Source organism: Streptomyces sp. NPDC030809 (assembly GCF_055572195.1).
This window is the reverse complement of the sequence record NZ_JBVIDV010000009.1, coordinates 134,550-154,480: the sequence shown is the minus strand read 5'-3', so window position 1 is coordinate 154,480 and position 19,931 is coordinate 134,550. Positions and strand designations below refer to the sequence as shown.

Genomic DNA, 19,931 nt, shown 5'->3' with positions numbered 1-19,931 from the left:
GGAAGTACCTGGCCCAACGCACCAGCAACTCCAGCGCGAGCGGGAGTCGGAGTACCGCCAGACCCAACCTCGGTCGTCATCCGGTCAAACGGAGCGCAGTGCCGGCTTACTGACGCCAAAGCCTCAGATAACGGCGGAGACCAGCCGTTCGTCGCGGCCGCTGCTCTCCCCTGTCATGGACGACCAGCAAACGGAGGTCTCGGTCCCGGTTTTGATCGATTTCTGCCGCCGAGTAGCGGCGGCTCCAGTGGACGCGACCGTCGCGGATCCAGTAGTGAGACTGGCACGGGAGGGACCAGTTGCCGATCGATGGGGTGAGGGAAACATTCTCGCCGTCGTAGGTGAGGGACCACTGGGCCGGGGAGAGCGGTGTGACGACTTCGTGCCCGCATCCGCAGCAGCACAAGTGGCCACAGGTGCGGTAGGGGATCGAGATGTAGAGCACCCCTGCGTCCATGGCCTGGGGAAAGGTCTCGGTGAAGACCGGGCTCAGGGTGTCTTGCGGAGTCACGGCCGGTCCTCGTTGGCGATCTCGTTGGTGATCAGCGAGTACGTGGTGTGGGCCTCGTCGGTGGCGTCGGCGTAGATGCCGAGGGCGCGTTTCCAGCGGATGACGGCCAGGATGGCGTTGAGCGCGTTGAGGTCCGAGGTCTGGATGTTGCTTGCGTAGGCGTCGCGTTCGGGCGCGGGCTTGGGGATACGTCGGCGGGCGGCTTCTCGGCGACCGGGGAGGCTGGTGGTGATGCGGAGCAGTCCGCTGAGGCGGCCGTCGATCTCTTCGATGCCCATGCCGACATCGATGAATGGCACGTCGTGCGCTTCGATCCAGTTGATGATGGCCGGTTTGCTGGCCGCGTCGTCGGAGGCGAGGAACACGAACGTCGCCCCTTCGAGGAGGTCGAGGTTGCACTCGTCGAGGTACTGCACGCAGCCGGTCACACTGCGGTGCATGTTGGCGTAGACCGAGGCGAGATAGGTGGCCTTGGGCGGACGGGCGCGGAGGATGTCGAGGGTGGGGGCCCCGGGTGCGCGGAAGGCGTTGTGGTTGTCGAAGGTGTCGCCGTCGATGAGGAGGATCGAGTCGACCTCGGTCTTGGCGACCTGGTCGAGGATGTAGCTTCCGCTGCCGCCGAGGCCGACGATGACGATGCGCTCTCCTCGGAATCGGCGGTTGATGGCGGTGATGCCGGCGCGGGAGGTGGCGGTGTCGCGGTAGGCGAAGGGGCTATCGTCGTCGATCTCCTGCCACGCGGCGCCGGGGGTGGGCGTGGCTGAGGGGTCGAGGGCGTAGGCGTGGTCGGCGATGATCCGCGCGTATGCGGTGATCTTCGTGTACTGGTCGGGGTAGCCGTTGGGGGTGGGCTTGCTGGAGAGCATGAAGTTCGCCTGCATGTCCTCGGCGATCACCCGGGTCTCCGGGTTGGCGAGGGTCAGGGGGCGGCCGTGCTCGGTGCACGGGGTGGAGCCGCCGAACCAGATGCGGTGGTCGGTGTCGGAGACGACTCGGTCTCCGCTGACGGTCACGGGGTAGGCGAGGAAGCCGTACTCGACGGTGCGGTTCTCGGTGACGTACGGGATGCGCTGGACGACGATGTGGCCAGCGCGCACGACGACGTCGTAGCCGTCGTCGAGGAGGCGGGACAGGTCGGGGTCACGAGCGAGAAGTGCGATAGACATCGAAAACCATCCCCTCCTTCACGCGGACGCTGTGGCCGGCCGTGAGGCTTCCCGCTCCGTGTCCGTCGTGTCCGCGGCTGTAGCGGACGGTGTAGGTGTCCTGGTCGTTCGGCGGCTGGCCGGGGTAGGCGAGGTCGACAACCTGCTCGTAGGTGATGGCCTTCGCCTCCCAGGTGTGGGGGCGGGCGTTGACGATGATCGTGACGGGCTTGGGCCCGTGGCTGTCCTGGGACATGGGGTCCTCCTGAAGTGGGGAGCGCGTGTTCGGAATGGTGAGTGCCGGGGGTGTCAGGCGTGCCGCCGCAGGGGGCGGCACGTCGGGCGGCGGTTTCGCGATGGCGGGTCAGCGCCGGGGAAGAGCGAGGAGGTTGTTGGTCCACACGCCGTCGGCGTGGGTCCGCAGGTACTTCTCGCCTCGGGCGGGCGTCACGACGGCGACTTCCGTGCGGTGGCCGGCTGCGTCGCTGGTGTATGCCTTGCCGGCCTGGTTCTCGATCCAGTCGACGATCTGCGCCCGGGTGCTGCTGCTTGCCTCGCCGGACGTCTGGTTGGTCCACCACAGGTGGGTGATGTGCTCGTGCGTGGTGCCGCCGACCGTCAGGCGTACCGCGGTGATCTGAATGGCCACGTTGCTGTTCCTGCTGTTCCTGCCGGCGACGTTCCGACGGGTTCCCGCAGCCGGCGCCGGGTTCCTTGGGCACCCTGGGTGGGGTGCTTCGCCTGGGACGGACGACGTAACTCGCGGGTAGGAAGACGCGTGCGGTTCGCGGGGCCGGCCGGGCGTCAGGAGCAGTCGAAGCAGCGGTCGCTGTTCGGGGGGAACATCGCGGGCGGGTGCACGATGAAGCAGCCGGGGCAGGCGCGGCCCGGGACACGGGGCGGGCAGGCGCAGCGGCCGCAGTCGGGGCACTGAGGAACGCGGCAGCTTGGGCAGGCGGGTTCGAAGGAGCGGTACTCCTCGTCGCAGTTCGCGCAGATGTAGTTGCGCGACTGGGGGCCGCTGCCTGCGGTGGGCGGAGTGAAGGCGCGCCAGGGGGCGGAGTCGGTGACGAGGACGGCGACGATGTAGCCGTCCATGGGGGCGGTGTCAGTGTGCAGTTCGCGTCCGAGGATGCCGTCGCGGTAGCGGACCTGGGTTCGCCCTTGTGCGCGGCCGGATCCGGTCAGGGCACGGTCGATGACGGGGATGCCACCTTGGAAGCTGCCACGTCGCAGGGGGCGCTCTCCGTGCGAGGCGGAGAAGGCGAGGTGTCCAGTGGGATCGAGGAGGAGAACGTGACCAGGAGCCGGGAGGTGCTGGGCTGCTCGCACGCAGACAGCCATGCGGGAGGCGTTGCTCGCCCGCCACAAGTGGGTGATCGCCAAGGCGGTGGGGCCTTTGACGTCCAGGTGATGACCGACGAGGTGCGCGGGGAGCAGGATCTCGGCGGCGAACGCGTCGCAGGCGGCATCTTCGAGGAGGACGCCGCCGTCGGGTTCCCGGCTGAAGGGCTCCATAAGGTCAAAGCTGCTCTTCTGCAGGTGGTGACCGAGTTCGTGCAGAGCGGTGAAGTCCCGCCGTGCCTGACTGGCGGACATGGCGACCGACAGACGCGGCGGCGGGCCGTAGTCGTATGCTCCGGCGACGCTACAGCCTTGTGCCGCCTGGCCCTCGGGAACGTCTTTGACGGCGAGCTCGGGCCAGGTCCGCAGTTCCGCGAGGGCGCCTTGTGTCAGGCGTTCGAGGGCACCGGGGCGAGCCGCTTCGACTTCCTTGATCATGGCGGCGGCCTGAGTGCGGGCTGCGCCGGCGAGCACGTAATTGACCACGCGAGGTGCCCCTTTTCCTCTATTTGTCCAGGATGAGTTCGAAGTAGCGGTCCGTGCGGGCAGTCCAGTTCGGCTGGGCGCGGTCATCGTCGCGTGCCGCGAGCGTGAAGATGCCGTAGGCGGCGCGCAGTCGGCCGTCGCGTTCAGTCTCGTCGTACTGAGCGGCGAGCTTCTTGATCTGCGTGCGGCGCAGGGGGCGGTTCAGCTCGTGCACGACGACAGGTGGCAAGGCGGGGTTGGCCGCGAGCAGGTACCCGGCCGGCTGGCCGAGGCGCTCGGCGAGTGCGGCGGCTTGGTCGGCGGTGAGGGCCTGCTGTCCTCTCCATACGGCGAGCGCCTGGGGCGGCAGCAGATTCAATGCGGCCGCGAGCTGCGGGGCGGTGATGGCGTGGGCACGAAAAAGCTGGGAAAGGCCTCCCACCCCTTGGGGAGCCCACTGTGCCGAGGCCAAGGCCTCAAGGCGGTCGGCGAGGACTGCGCGGTACTCGTCGGCCGCCGCGGACGGCAAAGCGCCGCTGCCCCGCTTGGTGCCTGCGATGGCATCGGCAAGTGTGCGGGAGGTGAGGATGTCAGGGCGGCTGGTCAGCTCGCCGACCTGCCGGTCCAGCACGCACCACGGAAGCGTCGTCTCCAAGCCCCACCACAATGCCAGCGGCTGTTCCAGGGTGGTCGCCTGAGCGGGCAGAAGCAGGGTGTCGCTGTCAACGTACCGTTCGAAGGAGGTCGGCACTGCACGCACGGTGTCATCGTCACCGATCGTTGTGATCAGCAGCAGCTGGATGGTGTCCTCCCATGCCGCACGCCAGATCTGGCCCGGACGTGGGTCCTGAGGTGGTGCGGTGGCCACCCGGTGGACGGCGTCGGGCACTTTCAATCCCGCCGCGGCGGCTACCAGCCTCTGGTAGGCAGTGGTGTGGACAGAGCTCATGCCGTCTCCCCCGTCTCCTCGGCTGTGGTCCATCAGCGCATTCTCTTCTCACTGGATCCAGACGACGTAACTGGGACGGTTCACGATGGACCGTCGCCGCAGCGCCGCAGCAGTGCGGTCATGACTGCCTGCGGGTCACTGTCCACGGATAGGGCGTCACGGAGCAGAGTTTTGAGATTGGACAGGACCATGGCCGCATGGCCTTGCCGGATCTCCAGCAGCTGCGCCGCGTGATGGGCGTCCTTGTCGAGGTACGGGAGCAGCAGGCGCTCATTGGGTGAGAGGCGCTGCCAGATGTCCTCGGCCACTGCGTCGACCCCGGTCGGGTCCGGTGCGGTGGTGGCCGCCTGCCGTTCGACGATTTCGGCGACGGTGCCTTCGTCGGCGTACAGCGGGGTGAAGCGGGCCGGTGCCAGGAGCTCGAACCGGGCCTCGAGGACCTTGGCGAGGTCCTCCTCCCGCACCGCGCCCTGTGCATGCTGCAGCACGCACAGCAGGATGGTCTTGAGGGCATGGACCGTCTGCTTGGGTGTGGGGCCAGCATGGTTCCAGCGGGTGATGCCGACCCCTGTCACCCGCGCGGCCCGGGCGATGAGATCGTCCAGCTCTCCCTGCCATACAGCTCCATCGGCATGGTCGGCCAGCGCCCAGCGGGGCGGGGAGCCCTTGGTTTTCCGGTAGGCCAGGTCCTCGCTCATCAGCCGGGCGATACGGCGCCGAAGCTTGCCCCGCGGCGTCTTCTTCGCCTCGTCGATGAAGTAGTGCTTGATCGTCGCGAGATACACACGTTCCAGCGAAGCATCGTCCGTGGCGAGCGCGAAGCAGCTTGTGACGAACTTCTGTCCTTTCCCTTCGCGGGTCAGCATCGCCAGGACCACCTCATAGGCAGCGTCATCGCTCCACTCCGCGTGCCCCTCGGGCGGTGGAAAGCCGTAGGAGCGGCGAACCTGGTGGACCAGTCGCCGCAGCATGTCGAACGAGACCGGCCCCAGCTCGCCCGTCCGTGTCAGCTCCTCGAAAGCCCCGCCTGTCACGAGCCACCCCCGATCCCTTACCCCCGCCCCGGCGCCTGCAGCCACGGGGCTTCCAGTCTGCATACATCAGCATCTCCCTCCGCGGCATGCGACACACGCATATTCCCCTCGTCGCGCAGAAGGGCCCACCCGCTATCCGGACAAGGAGGTGTCACGTTCTCTACGCGGCGGCACGGACGGCGGCAGAGACGCGGTGCAGTTCGAGCAAGCAGCGTCCGATCCCGAGGGCGAACCCGAAGCCCTCTACAGAGGTCACAACATCAGCGCCCTACCGTGCGTTTGGTGTCGACTCGTACGAAGGCAAGGGTGCCGGTGAATCCGGTTCCATACGGCCGGTGACGGGGCGTGACGTCGCCAATAGCTTGAGCGAGATCAACGTTGTCGATGGGTCGATTCGCTTCGCGGGCGGGTCGTCCATGCCTTGTGCGCCCCTGCACACTTGCGTGCTCCGGCTGCCGCAACCGTACCTTCGCGGGGTTCTTGAAGTGCCCGTGCGAGCCGTAGGAGACTCATTGAAGCCGGCCAAGAAGGTACTCCTCGACCTCGACGCATCGTCGAACGTGTCCATCCGATCCAACGAAGAACTGCTCGGCAAGGTGCAGTCCGCGATCGCTGCGGACGACAAGGCGCGCAAGAAGAGGGAGGCCGAGCCGCTCCGCCGCAAACCGGTCCTGTCCGGGATCCCGGGCAACGAGCTCGACCGCCGGGTGCGAGTCTCCATGTGGGACGTGCTGCACACGCTCGGCCGGGCCACGACGCTGTCCTGGAAGGGGGCAGGGCGTGGCCTCGCGGAGCACTGGGGAGCCCTGAAGTACAGCCAGGCGTTGACGGGCGGCCCTGACTCGTTTCTCGGGCTCTCGACCGAAGGGCGGAAGATCGCCGAACGGTACAAGACCATCCAGTCGCACGAGCTCGGCATGGCCTTCGGGCTCACGCTCGCCAAGCAGGTGCTCGGGCGGCGGTTCCCCGAGCACTCCGTGAGCATCGTCCCGGCCGACACAGTCTTGCGCGCCGGGTGGGCCCTCACGAGCAGGGAGAAGGGCAACAAAATCGGGTACGGGTACCGGCCGCAGTACTTCGCGGAGGTCTGGCGCCCTGGGGAGCCGTCCCTCGTAATCCCCATCGCGACCAAGGGCAACCACAGCAACGCGGCGATATCGGCCGGCCAGCTGGCGTCCGCGTCTGTGCACGCCGAGGCCGTGCACATCGGCGCGTGGAACGAGACCCCGAGCCTGCTGTTCAGCACGGAACTTCCTGCGGACGGCACCGTGACCGTCCACGCGCTGCAGGCTCCCGGCCGTGACGGCTGGCTCGCCAACCCCTCTGGCGAAAGCAAAGCCGACCTGGACACCGCCCCATCGGAGGAGAATCCCTTTCCGGGGATCCAGCCGCCCCATGTGGGAGGGGTGGCCCGCGAGCCAGTTCCCGGCTGCCACGTGACCCCCGAGTACTTCAAGTGGTTTCAGCAGGTCCTCGGACATGCAGCGGCGGCCGGGCTCATGGCCTTCACCGGCTCCGGTCAGGGCACTTCCCGCTATCTCACCAAGCGGCAGGGCAACGAACGGTTCGAAGACTTCGAACACGCTGCCGCCGGCAGTGTCCAGGACATCAGCCACCGCCTCCTCGGGCACACTTACGCCGGCACCGACCATGTGTTCCGGCTGAACGGGCCGCGCGTCGAAGCGTTCTCCGGCGTGGACAAGGAGCTCTTCGACCTCCTTACCGAAGGGGAGGTCGAAGAGTACCGCCTCCGCGTACACGCGGCCCGGCACACTCGTCCCCAACTCGCCTGGGACAAGAAGTGGGGCGGCCCCGTATCCATCCACGCCGACGGATCCGTCCTCGCCATCCGCCTACTGCCCGGTCAGCGCGTGAAGCGCAGCTAGCGGACCGTCCCGAAAACGCCGGAAGATCGAGCGCGTGACCTGCGAATGCCGACAAAGACCCAGGTCACGCACCCTAACTCACGGATCACACCGAGTGCCTTCTAAGCACTTGACGGGGAGAGCGCGGGCGGCAACCAACACGGGACCGTACTTGGAACCGCTTTCCCCCGGCGCAAGGCTGGAGGGACACGTGCACCAGGGGCGGGCAGGCTCATGCCCGCGTTCAGCGCCTGACAGGCCACAGACGTCCCTCGCTCGGCCAGCTATCACCCAGCGCAGTGGTGATGCCCGGAGAGGAGGTCAGCTCGCACAGCTGCCGGCCGTGCCCCAGCGAAGGAAGTCCGTGGTTCCAGCACCGTCGAGGACTGCCACCGCGTATTGGGCGTAGCCCCATCCCTGCCCCGCGCGAGATTCCGCGAGAACAGTCTGGCAGGCCACGCCAGCGGCGGCCTCTGCCCACTCCTCTCGCGTGCTCTGGTCCCACTCGGGCTTCGTGGCCCACACGTACATCACGCCTTGGTGCGGAGCGAAGCCGATGCTGGTGTTCTCGTCGCTGATGTAGCGGGGGTCTTCGAACAGACGGGAGTTGGCGTTCCAGTCGACAAAGAGCTGGTGGACCGCCTCGGTTGCCACTCTGATTTCGCGCTTGTCGACGCTGGGAATCTGGGCCGCGGCCAGTCCTTCTTCGGTGGGGTGCCAGCTCGGCTCCTGCCCGGGGTCGGCGGCGGTGCGGTCGATGGTCTGCGTGATGCAGCCGGTGTTGACGCGGAAGTCGTCCTCCCACACGATCGCCGGCGCCGTGGACGTGGTGTTGTCGACCAGGACGTACTCGTCATACGGAAGGGACTTGTAGATGCCCTCCATCATGCGCAAGGTGAGGCAGGCGTTCTTGGCCACTCCCTGCACGACGCGTGACTCCATGGCCGGACCGCTGATGGCTATGTAGAGCTCTCTCCGGGCCGGGGCGTAGCCCACGTCGTACTGCCCGCTGTAGTTGTACTCCTCGCCCATGCTGTAGCTGAGGTCGTGTCCGAGTGCGGCCTCGGTCTCGATCTCCGCCTCCCCCTTGGCTCGACGAGCCGCACGCCACGTGGCGATCGTCGCCTCGTCCGCGTTCGCAGGAGTAGGGGATGACACGGCTTCCACCACAGCCTGGGAGCTTGCTGCGGGTGAAGCGGAAGCCGGCATGGTGGCGGTCTGGCTGGGGGATGCGCTGGCAGGAGGGCGGGAACTCGTCGAAGTCGTCTCCGTTTTGTCGGGCTGCAGGGCCAGCGCTCCACCCGCCAGGCCACCTATAACAGTGCCCACCACCGCCGCGATGCCGACGAGTCGTCTGCTGGAACGGGCAGGACGTATCCAGTTCGGGTCGTCCAGAGTGGGAACAGCCCACTGGGCAGCGACGAGATCGCCCACCAGTGTCGGTTCCGCACCCGTCGGCGCGACCTGTGTGGCCTGTGCTGCGAGGAGGACAGCACATGTCTCGGCAGCGTCCCACGCGGTGACTCGGTCCCCCGGCTCCTTGGCAAGAGCGCTGCTCACGATGGCGTGGAGTTCGCCAGGAAGGCCACGCAGATCAGGATCCTCGGACATGACCCGGTAGGCGACCGCGTCGGGGGCTCCGCCGCCGAAGGGCGCGCGACCGGTGGCTGCGAAGGCTATGAGGGCGCCCCAGACGAACATGTCGCTCTCGGGACCCGCTGTACCGGTGCGGTAGTGCTCGGGGCTGATCCATCCTGGGGTTCCGGTCAGAATGCCGGTGTGCGTCACGGATGTGCCGTCGGCGGCATGAGCGATGCCGAAGTCCAGGACTCGGGGACCGACCGGGGTCAGGATGACGTTCTGAGGCTTGACGTCCCTGTGGACGACACCCGCGGCGTGAATGGCCGCGAGGGCCTGGGCTGTGCCCGTAGCGAAGGCGTAGAGGGTTCCACCGGCCAGCGGCCCGTGCGCGGCGATGTACCGATCGAGGGTGAGCCCTGGGGCATAGGCAGTGGCCAGCCACGGTGACGGTGCTTCGGCGTCAGCCGCGACCAGGGGTATGAGGCAGGGGCCCTGGACACGGGCGGAGAGCTGGACTTCTCGGCGGAAGCGCGCCCGGAACTCCGCGTCGTCCGCCTGCGCAGGGTGGACGACCTTGACCGCGACCCGCAGACCGGCGGCGTCGAGGCCGGCGAACACCGTGCCCATGCCCCCTGACCCGAGGCGCCCGATGATCCGGTAGGGGCCGACGCGCTTGGGGTCACCGGGGTGGGCAGCCAGCACCCGCCCACCAGAACGAGCAATGCTCACCGGGCTTCCGATCTCCTTCAGGCGTGCCGCAGGCCAAAGGCCGGACGCATGCCGGTACCTGAGAGCTGGATGTTAGCCGCGCGTCGAGGCGATAGGCACTGCCTTCTCAGGCAATGGTCGGCAACGCTTCCTCATCGAGCGCACAAGAGCGAAACGGAGCCGACGAGCCTCGCTTGCCGTGCTCCGTCGCCTTCGCCGCAGCGCGTCTGTTCATTGGTGCGCGCCGCGGCCTGGCCCTCCCCGACAATCGACGGACACCCCATCAGAACGAGCGTCAAATGAGCGTCACGGGCGTCATCTCAGCGTCAAGATATCGCCCGCAGCGCCCGCACGGCACCTACCGCGCACCCGCGAAACCCCAGGTCAGGCGTCCTTCTTCACCGGCTCCAGGATCGCCACGCACTCCACGTGGTGCGTCATCGGGAAGAGGTCGAAGGCCCGGAGGGTGCGGGGCTTGTAGCCGGACTCGCGGAAGTAGGCCAGGTCGCGGGCCAGGGCGGCCGGGTCGCAGGCCACGTAGGCGATGCGGCGGGCGTTCAGGGAGGCCAGGTGGCGGACCGTCTGCTTGCCGGCGCCGGCGCGCGGCGGGTCCAGGACGATCAGGTCGCACTCGGTGATGCGGGTGCGGGGCAGGACCTGCTCGACCTTGCCCTGTTCGATGCGGACCCGCGGGAAGTCGGCCAGGTTGTGGCGGGCGTCCTCGACCGCGCGCTTGCCGGCCTCGATGCCGAGGACGGCGCCGGTCTCGCCGAGGCGCTCGGCCAGGGCGCCGGCGAAGATGCCGACCCCGCAGTAGAGGTCGAGGGCCATCTCGCCCTTGCGCGGCATCAGGCCCTGCATGACGGCGCGGATCAGGGTGTCCGCGGCCTGCGGGTGGACCTGCCAGAAGCCGCCCATGCCCACGCGGTAGGTGCGGCCGTCGGCGCGCTCGCGCACGAAGGGGCGGCCGTGGACGCGGTGGACCCCGCCGTCCTTCTCCTCGACGCGCAGCACCGAGACCGGCTTGTCGAGCTCCACGAGCGGGAGCCGGCCGCCGGGGCGCGGGGTCAGGACGACCTGGCGGTCGCCGGAGCCGGAGGCGGCGATGGCCTCGACGGTGGCCATGGCCGGCCACTCGCGCTTCTCGATGCCGAGTTCGGTGACGCCGGGGGCGGCGATCATGCAGTGGTCGACGACCTCGACCTCGTGGGAGCGGTGCCTGCGCAGGCCCGCCCGGCCGTCCTCGTCGATGGCGAACTGGACGCGGGTGCGCCAGGCCGGGACCTCGCCCGCGGGCAGCTTGTCGCCCTCGGCCGGCACGACGGTGCCGTCCCAGCCGGCCTCCTCGGGGGTGAGCCCGGCCAGGCGGCGCAGCTGCTCCGCGATGACCTCGCCCTTGAGGCGGCGCTGGGCGCCGGGCTTGGCGTGCTGCCAGTCGCAGCCGCCGCACTTGCCGGGGCCGGCGTACGGGCAGGGGGCCTCGACCCGGTCCTTGGAGGCTTCGAGGACGGTGATCGCGTCGGCGCGCAGGAAGCGGGAGTCCTCCTCGCCCTCGGTGACCTTGGCGACCACCTTCTCGCCGGGGAGGGCGTGGCGGACGAACAGGACCCGGCCGTCGGCGGTGCGGGCGATGCAGTGGCCGCCGTGCGCGACGGGGCCGACCTCGACCTCGTACTCCTCCCCGACCAGGGACTGCTTCTCGTTCTGCGTGGCCATGGCGGGGAGACTCCAGGGGAGGTGAGGGGGGTGAAGACGAACGGCCGGGCGGCCGACCCACCAGTCTACGTGGATCCCGCCCGGCCGCTCGCCACCGGCGCCCGGCGGCCTCAAGGCCCGGCCCGGCGCCGCCGGATGCGCCGCCGGTACGCAGCCGGTACGCCGCCGGTACGCCTACCCCTTGGAGCTCGGCTCCTTCGCCCGCGTGTCGACCGGCCCGCGGCGCACCGCACCCGGCGCGTTCCAGTCCTGGCGCCTGCGCGCCCGCTTCTTGGCCAGTTCGGAGGACTGGAGCTGGTACGGCACGGAGGTGACCATCACGCCGGGCGTGAAGAGCAGCCGGCCCTTGAGCCGCAGGGCGCTCTGGTTGTGGAGCAGGTGCTCGTACCAGCGTCCGACGACGTATTCGGGGATGTACACGCTGACGGCGTCGCGCGGGTTCTCGCTGCGCAGCCCCTTGACGTACTCGACCACCGGGCGGGTGATCTCGCGGTACGGCGAGTCGAGGATCTTCAGCGGCACGTTGATCCCGCGCCGCTCCCACTCGTCGCGCAGCGCCTTGGTCTCGGCCGGGTCCACGCTGATGCTGAGCGCCTCCAGCGTGTCGGAGCGGGTCAGCTTGGCGAAGGCGAGGGCGCGCAGGGTGGGCTTGTGGACCTTGGAGACGAGGACGATGGAGTGGACCCGGGAGGGCCGCACGCTGTCGTCGCTCGGGCCCTCGTCGGCGGCGATCTCGGTGGCGACCCGGTCGTAGTGCTTCCGGATCGCGGTCATCGTGCCGTAGAAGATCACCATGCCGAGCAGGGCGACCCAGGCTCCGTGCGTGAACTTGGTGGCGAGGACGACGACCAGCACCAGGCCGGTGAAGGTGGCGCCGAAGGCGTTGATGGCCCGGGAGCGGACCATCCGCCGGCGGGCGGCCTGGTCCCGCTCGGTGCGCAGGTGGCGGTTCCAGTGCCGGACCATGCCGATCTGGCTGAGCGTGAAGGACACGAACACGCCGACGATGTAGAGCTGGATCAGCTTGGTGGAGTCCGCGTCGTAGATCCAGACCAGCAGGATGGCGGCGCCCGCGAGCAGCACGATGCCGTTGGAGAACGCGAGCCGGTCGCCGCGGGTGTGCAGCTGGCGGGGCAGGTAGCGGTCCTGGGCGAGGATCGAGCCGAGGAGCGGGAAGCCGTTGTACGCCGTGTTGGCGGCCAGGAAGAGGACGAGCGCGGTGGCGGTGGCGAGCAGGACGAACAGGAAGCTGCCGTTGCCGAAGACCGCCTCGGCGACCTGGGAGATCACCGGGTTCTGCACGTAGCCGGGGCCGACCGGGACCCCGTTGACGAGGAGGTCCTCGCCGGGCTTCTCGGCCATCCGCACGTCGGTGGCCATGGCCAGGCCGATGATGCCGCAGAACATGGTCACGGCCAGGCCGCCCATGAGGGCGAGGGTGGTGGCCGCGTTCTTGCTCTTGGGCTTGCGGAAGGCGGGGACGCCGTTGCTGATGGCCTCGACGCCGGTGAGGGCGGCACAACCGGAGGAGAACGCCCGCAGCAGCAGGAAGACCAGCGCGAATCCGGCCAGGCCCTGGTGTTCGGCCTTGATCTCGAAATCGGCGGTGGGGGCCTTCATGGTCTCGTCCATGACGATCCCGCGCCAGGCACCCCAGGCGATCATGATGAACACGCCCGCGACGAAGACGTAGGTGGGAATCGCGAAGAGTTTTCCGGATTCCTTCACACCGCGCAGATTCATCAGCGTGAGCAGAAGGATCATGACGATCGCCGAGAGCACCTTGTGTTCGACGACGAAGTCCACCGCGGAGCCGAGATTCTCCACTCCGGAAGCGATGGAGACGGCGACGGTGAGCACGTAGTCGACGAGCAGGGCGCTGGCCACGGTCAGTCCGGCCTTGGGCCCGAGGTTGGTGTTGGCCACCTCGTAGTCGCCGCCGCCGCTGGGGTACGCGTGCACGTTCTGGCGGTAGGAGGCCACCACCGTGAACATGAGCACGACGACCGCGGCCGCGATCCAGGGGCTGAAGTTGTACGCCGACACGCCCGCGATGGAGAGGACGAGGAGCACCTCTCCCGGGGCATATGCCACGGAGGACAGGGGGTCGGACGCGAAGACGGGAAGGGCGATCCGCTTCGGGAGGAGAGTTTCCCCGAGGCGGTCGCTGCGCAGCGCCCGGCCGATGAGGATCCGTTTGGGCACGTCGGTCAGTTTGGACACGGAGAGGATGTTAAGCGTTCGAAAAGAGCGCTGACCAACCACCACCCGACCTGCGCGCAACCGCCACCCCACAAGCGCACGCCGGGGGCCAATTGCGCGCCCGGCTGTGCGTGCGCCGTGCACAAGGGGTCACACTGGTGACCGCCCGTGTGTAGCTTGGGCCATGGTCTGAGACCCTGTGAAGCCTGAGCACCACGAGGGTCTGAACTATTGACAGCCGGAAGGACGGCCGTGCACATCGTCATTATGGGCTGCGGAAGAGTGGGTTCCGCTCTCGCGCAGACCTTGGAGCAGCAGGGGCATACGGTCGCCGTGATCGACCAGGACCCCACCGCGTTCCGCCGGCTGGGCTCCGGCTTCGGCGGCCGCCGGGTCACCGGGGTCGGCTTCGACCAGGACACCCTGCGCGAAGCCGGGATCGAGGAGGCGGGAGCCTTCGCCGCGGTCAGCAGTGGTGACAATTCCAACATCATCGCCGCCCGCGTCGCCCGCGAGATGTTCGGCGTGGAGAACGTGGCCGCCCGCATCTACGACCCCAAGCGCGCCGAGGTCTACCAGCGCCTGGGCATCCCGACCGTGGCCACCGTCCGCTGGACCGCCGACCAGATGCTGCGCCGGCTCCTGCCCTCGGGCGCCGAGCCGCTGTGGCGGGACCCGAGCGGCGCCGTGCAGCTGGCCGAGGTGCACACCGCTCCCTCGTGGATCGGCCACAAGGTCAGCCGGCTCCAGGAGGAGACCGGGGTCCGGGTGGCCTTCCTCACCCGCCTGGGCGAGGCGATGCTCCCGACCTCGCAGACCGTGCTGCAGGAGGGTGACCTCATCCACGTGATGATGCGTACGGACGAGATCGAGAAGGTCGAGGCGGCCTTCGCCGAGGGCCCCGAGGAGGCACACGCATGAGGGTCGCGATCGCCGGGGCCGGCGCCGTGGGCCGCTCCATCGCGGGCGAGCTGCTGGAGAACGGCCACGAGGTGCTCCTCGTGGACAAGGCCCCCACCGCCATCTCGGTGGAGCGGGTGCCGCAGGCCGAGTGGCTGCTGGCCGACGCCTGCGAGATCACCTCGCTGGACGAGGCGGCGCTGCAGCGCTGCAACGTGGTCATCGCCGCCACCGGAGACGACAAGGTCAACCTGGTCGTCTCGCTGCTGGCCAAGACCGAGTACGGGGTCCCCCGCGTGGTGGCCCGCGTCAACAACCCGAAGAACGAGTGGCTCTTCAACGAGTCCTGGGGCGTGGACGTCGCCGTCTCCACCCCGCGCCTGATGTCGGCGCTCGTCGAGGAGGCCGTCAGCGTCGGCGACCTGGTCCGCCTGCTGCGCTTCAGCCACGGCGACGCGAACCTGGTCGAGCTGACCCTGCCGCCGGAGTCCCCGATGGCCGGGGTCCAGATCAGCGACGTGGCCTGGCCCGAGGACACCTCCCTGGTCACGATCATCCGCGGCAACCGGGTGCTCACCCCGCACCCCGAGGAGACCCTGGAGGCCGGCGACGAGCTGCTGTTCGTGGCCGCCCAGGCCCGCGAGGAGCAGCTGGAGGAGCTGCTCAACGCCCGCCGCGACGGCTGACCGCGCCGCGCGGCCGGACCGCGTACGCCGAAGGGCCCCGGAACCGCTCGGTTCCGGGGCCCTCCGCACGGGGAGCGGCGCATGCGACCCGCGCCGCGGTACGCGCACCCCCGTCGGGACGCCGTACCCGGCCGGCTAGGCCTCGCGGGCCGCCGCCTTGCGCTCCTTCTCGGCCTGCTCCTCGGCCTCCCACTCGGCGATCACGTCGATCGGCGGCGGGGCCTTGGCGAGGAAGACCCAGGTGAAGTACACGGCCAGCACCATGGGCGGCAGCTTGAGCGCGACCAGCAGCCAGCCGAGCTGGGTCTCGTCCCCCCAGAAGTACAGCGGGAAGAGGATCGCGTACTTGGCCAGGAAGATCAGGCCCCAGGCCAGGCTGGCCTTGACGTAGGCCTTCTTGCGCCCGGGGTTGCGGGTGCGCCAGGAGAGGTTCTCCTTGAACACCGGGCCCAGGACGACCCCCAGCAGCGGGAAGCCCACCAGCGCGGACAGCGTGAACGCCAGGCCCAGGCAGGCCCCGTAGATCATGCCGGGCAGGTAGAAGCCCTTGGCCGAGCCGGTGAACAGCGCGAAGGCCACGCCCACCCCGACGCCGAAGACCCCGCTGAAGGCGTGCTTGACGGTGTCCTTGCGCAGCAGCCGCACGGCCACGAGGGCCACCGCCACGCCGCCCGCCGCGAGGGCGGACATCCGGACGTCCTTGTTGAACGTGTAGATCATGACGAACAGCAGGCCGGGCAGCATCGTCTCGACGGTGCCCCGGATCCCTCCGAACGCGTCGAAGAGCGCCGCCTGGGTCACGGCCTTGACGTCCTGGTCCTGCGGTCCCTGCCCGGCCGGGGCTGCGCCCGGCCCCGCGGCGGGGCCGGCGGAGTGGCCGGCGCCCTGGTCCGCGGTCGGTTTGTCGAGTGACGTCACCGGCTAGTGCTCCTGTCCGAGCGGTCGGAGTTCGTACTTCGGGTTGAAGAGGACCCGGCGGCCGTGGCTCATGGCGATGCGGCCCGAGGCGATCATCTTGCGGCCCGGCTCGATGCCCACGATGGAGCGGCGGCCGAGCCAGACCACGTCCAGGGCGGCCGAGCCGTCGAAGAGCTCGGCCTCCAGGGCCGGCACTCCGGCCCGCGGGCGCAGGGTCACCGTGCGCAGCGTGCCGGTGACCTTGACTATCTGGCGGTCGTGGCTGTCGCAGATCCGGGTGCACCCCGCAGCCTCTGCGTCCTCCTGCAGCTCCGCGGAGTGCAGTTCTTCCTGGGAGGTCGACAGGCGTTCGATCATCCGGCGGAACCGGCCGCCCTGCTTCGCCGGCTTGGCGGGCTTCTCGGAACGAGGTACAGCACTCATACAGGAAGCCTACCGGCGCGGCGGCCCCCGCTCGAAGCGGTACGGCCCACCCGTTCGCCGCACGGCCGCGGCGGGGGTCCGGCGGTCCCTCCGGGCTCACTTCTCGAAGCGGTAGCCCATCCCCGGTTCGGTGATGAAGTGCCGGGGGTGGGAGGGGTCCGCCTCCAGCTTGCGGCGCAGCTGGGCCATGTACACCCGCAGGTAGTTCGTCTCCGTGCCGTAGCCGGGCCCCCAGACCTCCTGGAGGAGCTGCTTCTGGCTGACGAGCCGGCCGGTGTTGCGGACGAGCACCTCCAGCAGGTGCCACTCGGTGGGGGTCAGGCGGATGTCGCGGCCGTCGCGGGCGGCCTTCTTGGCGGCCAGGTCCACCACGAAGCCGTCGGTCTCGACGAGGACCTCCTCCCCGCCGGCCCCGGCGACGGGCTCGGCGCGGCGTACGGCGGCCCGCAGCCGGGCGAGCAGCTCGTCCATGCCGAATGGTTTCGTCACGTAGTCGTCGGCCCCGGCGTCCAGGGCCTCGACCTTCTCGTCGGAGCTGTGGCGGGCGGACAGCACGATGATCGGGACCCGGGTCCAGCCCCGCAGCCCCCTGATCACCTCGACCCCGTCCATGTCGGGCAGCCCGAGGTCGAGCACGACCACGTCCGGGTGGCGGGCGGCGGCCAGCTCCAGGGCGGTGGCCCCGTCGCCCGCGGCGTCCACCTCGTACCTGCGCGCCTTCAGGTTGATCACGAGGGCGCGGACGATCTGCGGCTCGTCTTCCACCACGAGCACCCGGGTCATTGGGGTCCTGCTTTCTGTTGCGTCGGTTCCGGTGCGCCGTCCCCGTGCGGGGCGGCCCCTCGGCGGGGTCCCGCGTACGGGAGCCCCTCGGACGGTACGGGGCGGGAGCCGCCCGCGGGTGCGGATCCGGGCAGGCCGGGGGGTTCCGCGGCCGGGTCCGGGCCGGTCGCGGCGGCGCGCAGGGTCAGGACCATGGTCAGCCCCCCGCCGGGCGTGTCCTCGGCCGCCAGGGTGCCTCCGACCGCCTCGGCGAACCCGCGGGCCACCGCGAGCCCGAGGCCCACGCCCGCCCCGCGGGGGGCGTCCCCGTGCCGCTGGAACGGCTCGAAGATGCGGTCCTTGGCCCCGTCCGGCACCCCGGGCCCCCGGTCGGCCACCCGCAGCTCGACCTGCCCGCCGAGCGCGCTGGCGGCCACCAGCACGCGCGAGCCGGCCGGGCTGTACTTGACGGCGTTCTCCACGATGTTCGCGACCGTGCGCTCCAGCAGCCCCGGGTCCACCGCCACCATCGGCAGGCTCTCGGGGAGGTCCAGCTCCACGCTGTCCTCCGGTACGCCGCCCAGCGCCACCGGGACCACCTCGTCGAGGCCGATCGCGCGGATCAGCGGGGTCACGGTGCCGGTGTTGAGCCGCGACATGTCGAGCAGGTTGCCGATGAGGTGGCCGAGCCGGTCGGCGCCCTCCTCGATGCCTTCGAGCAGCTCGGCCCGGTCCTCCTCCGACCACTCCACGTCCGCCGAGCGCAGGGAGCTGACGGAGGCCTTGATCCCGGCGAGCGGGGTGCGCAGGTCGTGGCTGACGGCGGCGAGCAGGGCGGTGCGGATCCGGTTGCCCTCGGCGAGCCGGCGGGCCCCTTCGGCCTCGCCCAGCAGCCGCTGCCGGTCCAGGGCCACCGCGGCCTGGGCGGCGAAGGCGCCGAGCACCCGCCGGTCCCCGGCGGGCAGCACCCGGCCGGACAGGGCCAGGGTCATGTTCTCGCCCACCGGCATGTCCACGTCGGCGTCCTCGGGCCGGCCGGCCGGGGCGGTGCCGGCCGAGGCGGCCGCGGTCCAGGGCTCGGTCTCCCCCGCCCGCTCCAGCAGGACGGCGGACTCCATCCCGAACGTCTCCCGGAGCCGTTCGAGCAGGGCGCCGGGGGTGTCCTCGCCCCGCAGCACGCTGCCGGCGAGGAAGGAGAGGATCTCGGACTCGGCGCGCAGCCGGGCGGCCTGGTGGGTGCGGCGGGCCGCCAGGTCCACCACGGAGGCCACGGCCACCGCCACGGCGAAGAAGACCGCGATGGCCACGATGTTCTTCGGGTCGGCGATGGTGAACCGGTGGGTGGGCGGGGTGAAGTAGTAGTTCAGCAGCAGGGAGCCGAAGGCCACCGAGGCCAGCGCCGGCAGCAGCCCGCCCAGCAGGGCCGCCGCGACGGTCAGCGCCAGGAAGAGCAGCATGTCGTTGGCGAGGCCGAGGTCGGCGTCCACGTGCGTGAGCAGGAGGCTCAGCAGGGCCGGGAAGAGGACCCCGACGACCCAGCCGGCGAGGATCCGGGTCCGGCCCAGCCGGGCGGCCCCGCCGGGCGCCGCCGGCAGCCTCCGGCCGCGCGCCGCCTCCTCGTGGGTGACGAGGTGGACGTCGAGGTCGGGCCCCGATTCCCGGGCCGCGGTGGCGCTCACCCCGGGCCCGAACACGTACTGCCAGGGCCTGCGCCGGCTGACCCCCAGCACGATCTGCGTGGCGTTGACCCCCCGGGCGAACTCCAGCAGGGCCTGCGGGACGTCCTCGCCCACCACGTGGTGGAACGAGCCGCCCAGGTCCTCGACCAGGGTGCGCTGGGCAGCGAGCTCCTTCGGCGAGGCCGGGTTCAGCCCGTCCCCCGCCGCCACGTACACGGCGAGCACCTCGCCCCCGGCGCCCTTCTCGGCCAGCCGGGCCGCCCGCCGGATCAGCGTGCGCCCCTCCGGGCCGCCGCTCAGCCCCACCACGATCCGCTCGCGCGCCTGCCAGGTCGCGCGGATGCCCTGCTCCCCGCGGTACTGCCGCAGGTACTCGTCCGTACGGTCCGCCACCCACAGCAGCGCCAGCTCGCGCAGCGCCGTCAGGTTCCCGGGCCGGAACCAGTGCGACAGCGCCGCGTCCACCTTCTCCGGCCGGTAGACGTTCCCGTGCGCCATCCGGCGCCGCAGCGCCTGCGGGGACATGTCCACCAGTTCGACCTGGTCGGCCCGCCGCACCACCTCGTCCGGGACGGTCTCCCGCTGCCGGACCCCGGTGATCGTCTCGACCACGTCGCCCAGTGATTCGAGGTGCTGGATGTTGACGGTGGAGACCACGTCGATGCCGGCCTGGAGGAGTTCCTCCACGTCCTGCCAGCGCTTGGGGTTGCGCGAACCCGGCACGTTCGTGTGCGCGAGCTCGTCCACCAGGACCACGGCCGGCCGCCGCGCCAGCACCGCGTCCACGTCCATCTCCGTGAAGGCCGCACCCCGGTGCTCCAGGGACCGCCGCGGTACGACCTCCAGGCCGCGCAGCATCAGCTCGGTGCGCGGGCGCCCGTGGTGCTCCACGAAGCCGACCACGCAGTCGGTGCCCCGCTCCGCGCGCCGGTGCCCCTCCGCGAGCATGGCGTACGTCTTGCCCACACCCGGCGCCGCACCGAGATAGATCCGAAGCCTGCCGCGTCCCATGCCCTCATTGTCTGCCACGTCCCTTCTGCGCA

17 protein-coding genes are annotated in these 19,931 nt (G+C 70.1%); 3 read left to right on the top strand and 14 right to left on the bottom strand.

Translation table 11 applies throughout. The features are described from left to right. Positions 1-106: 106 nt before the first annotated feature. The 7 genes from ACZ407_RS14830 to ACZ407_RS14800 form a co-directional block, all read right to left on the bottom strand. Positions 107-511 carry a ubiquitination-like system serine protease family protein gene (locus ACZ407_RS14830; RefSeq protein ID WP_468128446.1) on the bottom strand — a complete coding sequence of 135 codons (405 nt, stop codon included), beginning with the start codon at positions 509-511 and terminating at the stop codon, positions 107-109. Next, positions 508-1,677 carry a ThiF family adenylyltransferase gene (locus ACZ407_RS14825; protein ID WP_468128445.1) on the bottom strand — a complete coding sequence of 390 codons (1,170 nt, stop codon included), beginning with the start codon at positions 1,675-1,677 and terminating at the stop codon, positions 508-510. Before ACZ407_RS14825 ends, ACZ407_RS14830 begins: the two co-directional genes overlap by 4 nt. Further along, positions 1,652-1,912 (bottom strand): multiubiquitin domain-containing protein, encoded by a 261-nt coding sequence (locus ACZ407_RS14820; RefSeq protein WP_033204305.1) that lies wholly within the window; start codon positions 1,910-1,912, stop codon positions 1,652-1,654. The genes ACZ407_RS14825 and ACZ407_RS14820 overlap by 26 nt, the downstream gene beginning before the upstream one ends. A 108-nt stretch (positions 1,913-2,020) precedes the next feature. After that, positions 2,021-2,305, bottom strand: a complete 285-nt coding sequence (locus ACZ407_RS14815) for a DUF3892 domain-containing protein (RefSeq protein ID WP_468128444.1) — start codon at positions 2,303-2,305, stop codon at positions 2,021-2,023. 155 nt (positions 2,306-2,460) lie between these two features. Then, positions 2,461-3,486 carry an ImmA/IrrE family metallo-endopeptidase gene (locus tag ACZ407_RS14810; protein WP_468128443.1) on the bottom strand — a complete coding sequence of 342 codons (1,026 nt, stop codon included), beginning with the start codon at positions 3,484-3,486 and terminating at the stop codon, positions 2,461-2,463. Positions 3,487-3,505: 19 nt separating this feature from the next. Next, the gene (locus tag ACZ407_RS14805) at positions 3,506-4,414 is read right to left on the bottom strand and encodes a hypothetical protein (RefSeq protein WP_468128442.1); all 909 of its coding nucleotides are present in this window, start codon (positions 4,412-4,414) and stop codon (positions 3,506-3,508) included. 80 nt (positions 4,415-4,494) lie between these two features. Next, positions 4,495-5,448, bottom strand: a complete 954-nt coding sequence (locus ACZ407_RS14800; RefSeq protein WP_468128441.1) for a hypothetical protein — start codon at positions 5,446-5,448, stop codon at positions 4,495-4,497. 512 nt (positions 5,449-5,960) lie between these two features. Here ACZ407_RS14800 and ACZ407_RS14795 point away from each other — a divergent pair. Next, complete coding sequence (locus ACZ407_RS14795; protein ID WP_468128440.1) at positions 5,961-7,334, top strand: hypothetical protein; 1,374 nt, start codon at positions 5,961-5,963, stop codon at positions 7,332-7,334. Between the two features lie 300 nt (positions 7,335-7,634). Here the strand turns inward: ACZ407_RS14795 and ACZ407_RS14790 are convergent, their stop codons facing one another. From ACZ407_RS14790 to ACZ407_RS14780, 3 genes are all read right to left on the bottom strand, one after another. Then, the gene (locus tag ACZ407_RS14790) at positions 7,635-9,623 is read right to left on the bottom strand and encodes a serine/threonine-protein kinase (protein WP_468128439.1); all 1,989 of its coding nucleotides are present in this window, start codon (positions 9,621-9,623) and stop codon (positions 7,635-7,637) included. Positions 9,624-9,986: 363 nt separating this feature from the next. Further along, positions 9,987-11,318: a class I SAM-dependent RNA methyltransferase gene (locus ACZ407_RS14785; protein ID WP_468128438.1), complete on the bottom strand. Its 1,332-nt coding sequence runs from the start codon at positions 11,316-11,318 to the stop codon at positions 9,987-9,989. Between the two features lie 174 nt (positions 11,319-11,492). Beyond that, on the bottom strand, positions 11,493-13,541 hold the full coding sequence (locus ACZ407_RS14780; RefSeq protein WP_468128437.1) for an APC family permease: 2,049 nt from the start codon (positions 13,539-13,541) through the stop codon (positions 11,493-11,495). A gap of 231 nt (positions 13,542-13,772) precedes the next feature. On the opposite strand from ACZ407_RS14780, the gene ACZ407_RS14775 reads away from it, so the two are divergent. Continuing rightward, a complete protein-coding gene (locus ACZ407_RS14775; protein ID WP_468128436.1) occupies positions 13,773-14,441 on the top strand; it encodes a potassium channel family protein in 669 nt (222 codons plus the stop codon). Then, complete coding sequence (locus ACZ407_RS14770) at positions 14,438-15,106, top strand: potassium channel family protein (protein ID WP_328968132.1); 669 nt, start codon at positions 14,438-14,440, stop codon at positions 15,104-15,106. The genes ACZ407_RS14775 and ACZ407_RS14770 overlap by 4 nt, the downstream gene beginning before the upstream one ends. 135 nt (positions 15,107-15,241) lie before the next feature. Here the strand turns inward: ACZ407_RS14770 and ACZ407_RS14765 are convergent, their stop codons facing one another. The 4 genes from ACZ407_RS14765 to ACZ407_RS14750 form a co-directional block, all read right to left on the bottom strand. Next, a complete protein-coding gene (locus ACZ407_RS14765; protein WP_468128435.1) occupies positions 15,242-16,024 on the bottom strand; it encodes a DUF3159 domain-containing protein in 783 nt (260 codons plus the stop codon). A gap of 3 nt (positions 16,025-16,027) precedes the next feature. Continuing rightward, complete coding sequence (locus ACZ407_RS14760; RefSeq protein ID WP_468128434.1) at positions 16,028-16,447, bottom strand: OB-fold nucleic acid binding domain-containing protein; 420 nt, start codon at positions 16,445-16,447, stop codon at positions 16,028-16,030. A gap of 96 nt (positions 16,448-16,543) precedes the next feature. Then, entirely contained in the window at positions 16,544-17,230 is a 687-nt protein-coding gene (locus tag ACZ407_RS14755; protein ID WP_468128433.1) for a response regulator, read from the bottom strand. Then, complete coding sequence (locus ACZ407_RS14750; protein WP_468128432.1) at positions 17,227-19,899, bottom strand: sensor histidine kinase; 2,673 nt, start codon at positions 19,897-19,899, stop codon at positions 17,227-17,229. The genes ACZ407_RS14755 and ACZ407_RS14750 overlap by 4 nt, the downstream gene beginning before the upstream one ends. Between the last annotated feature and the right edge of the window lie 32 nt (positions 19,900-19,931).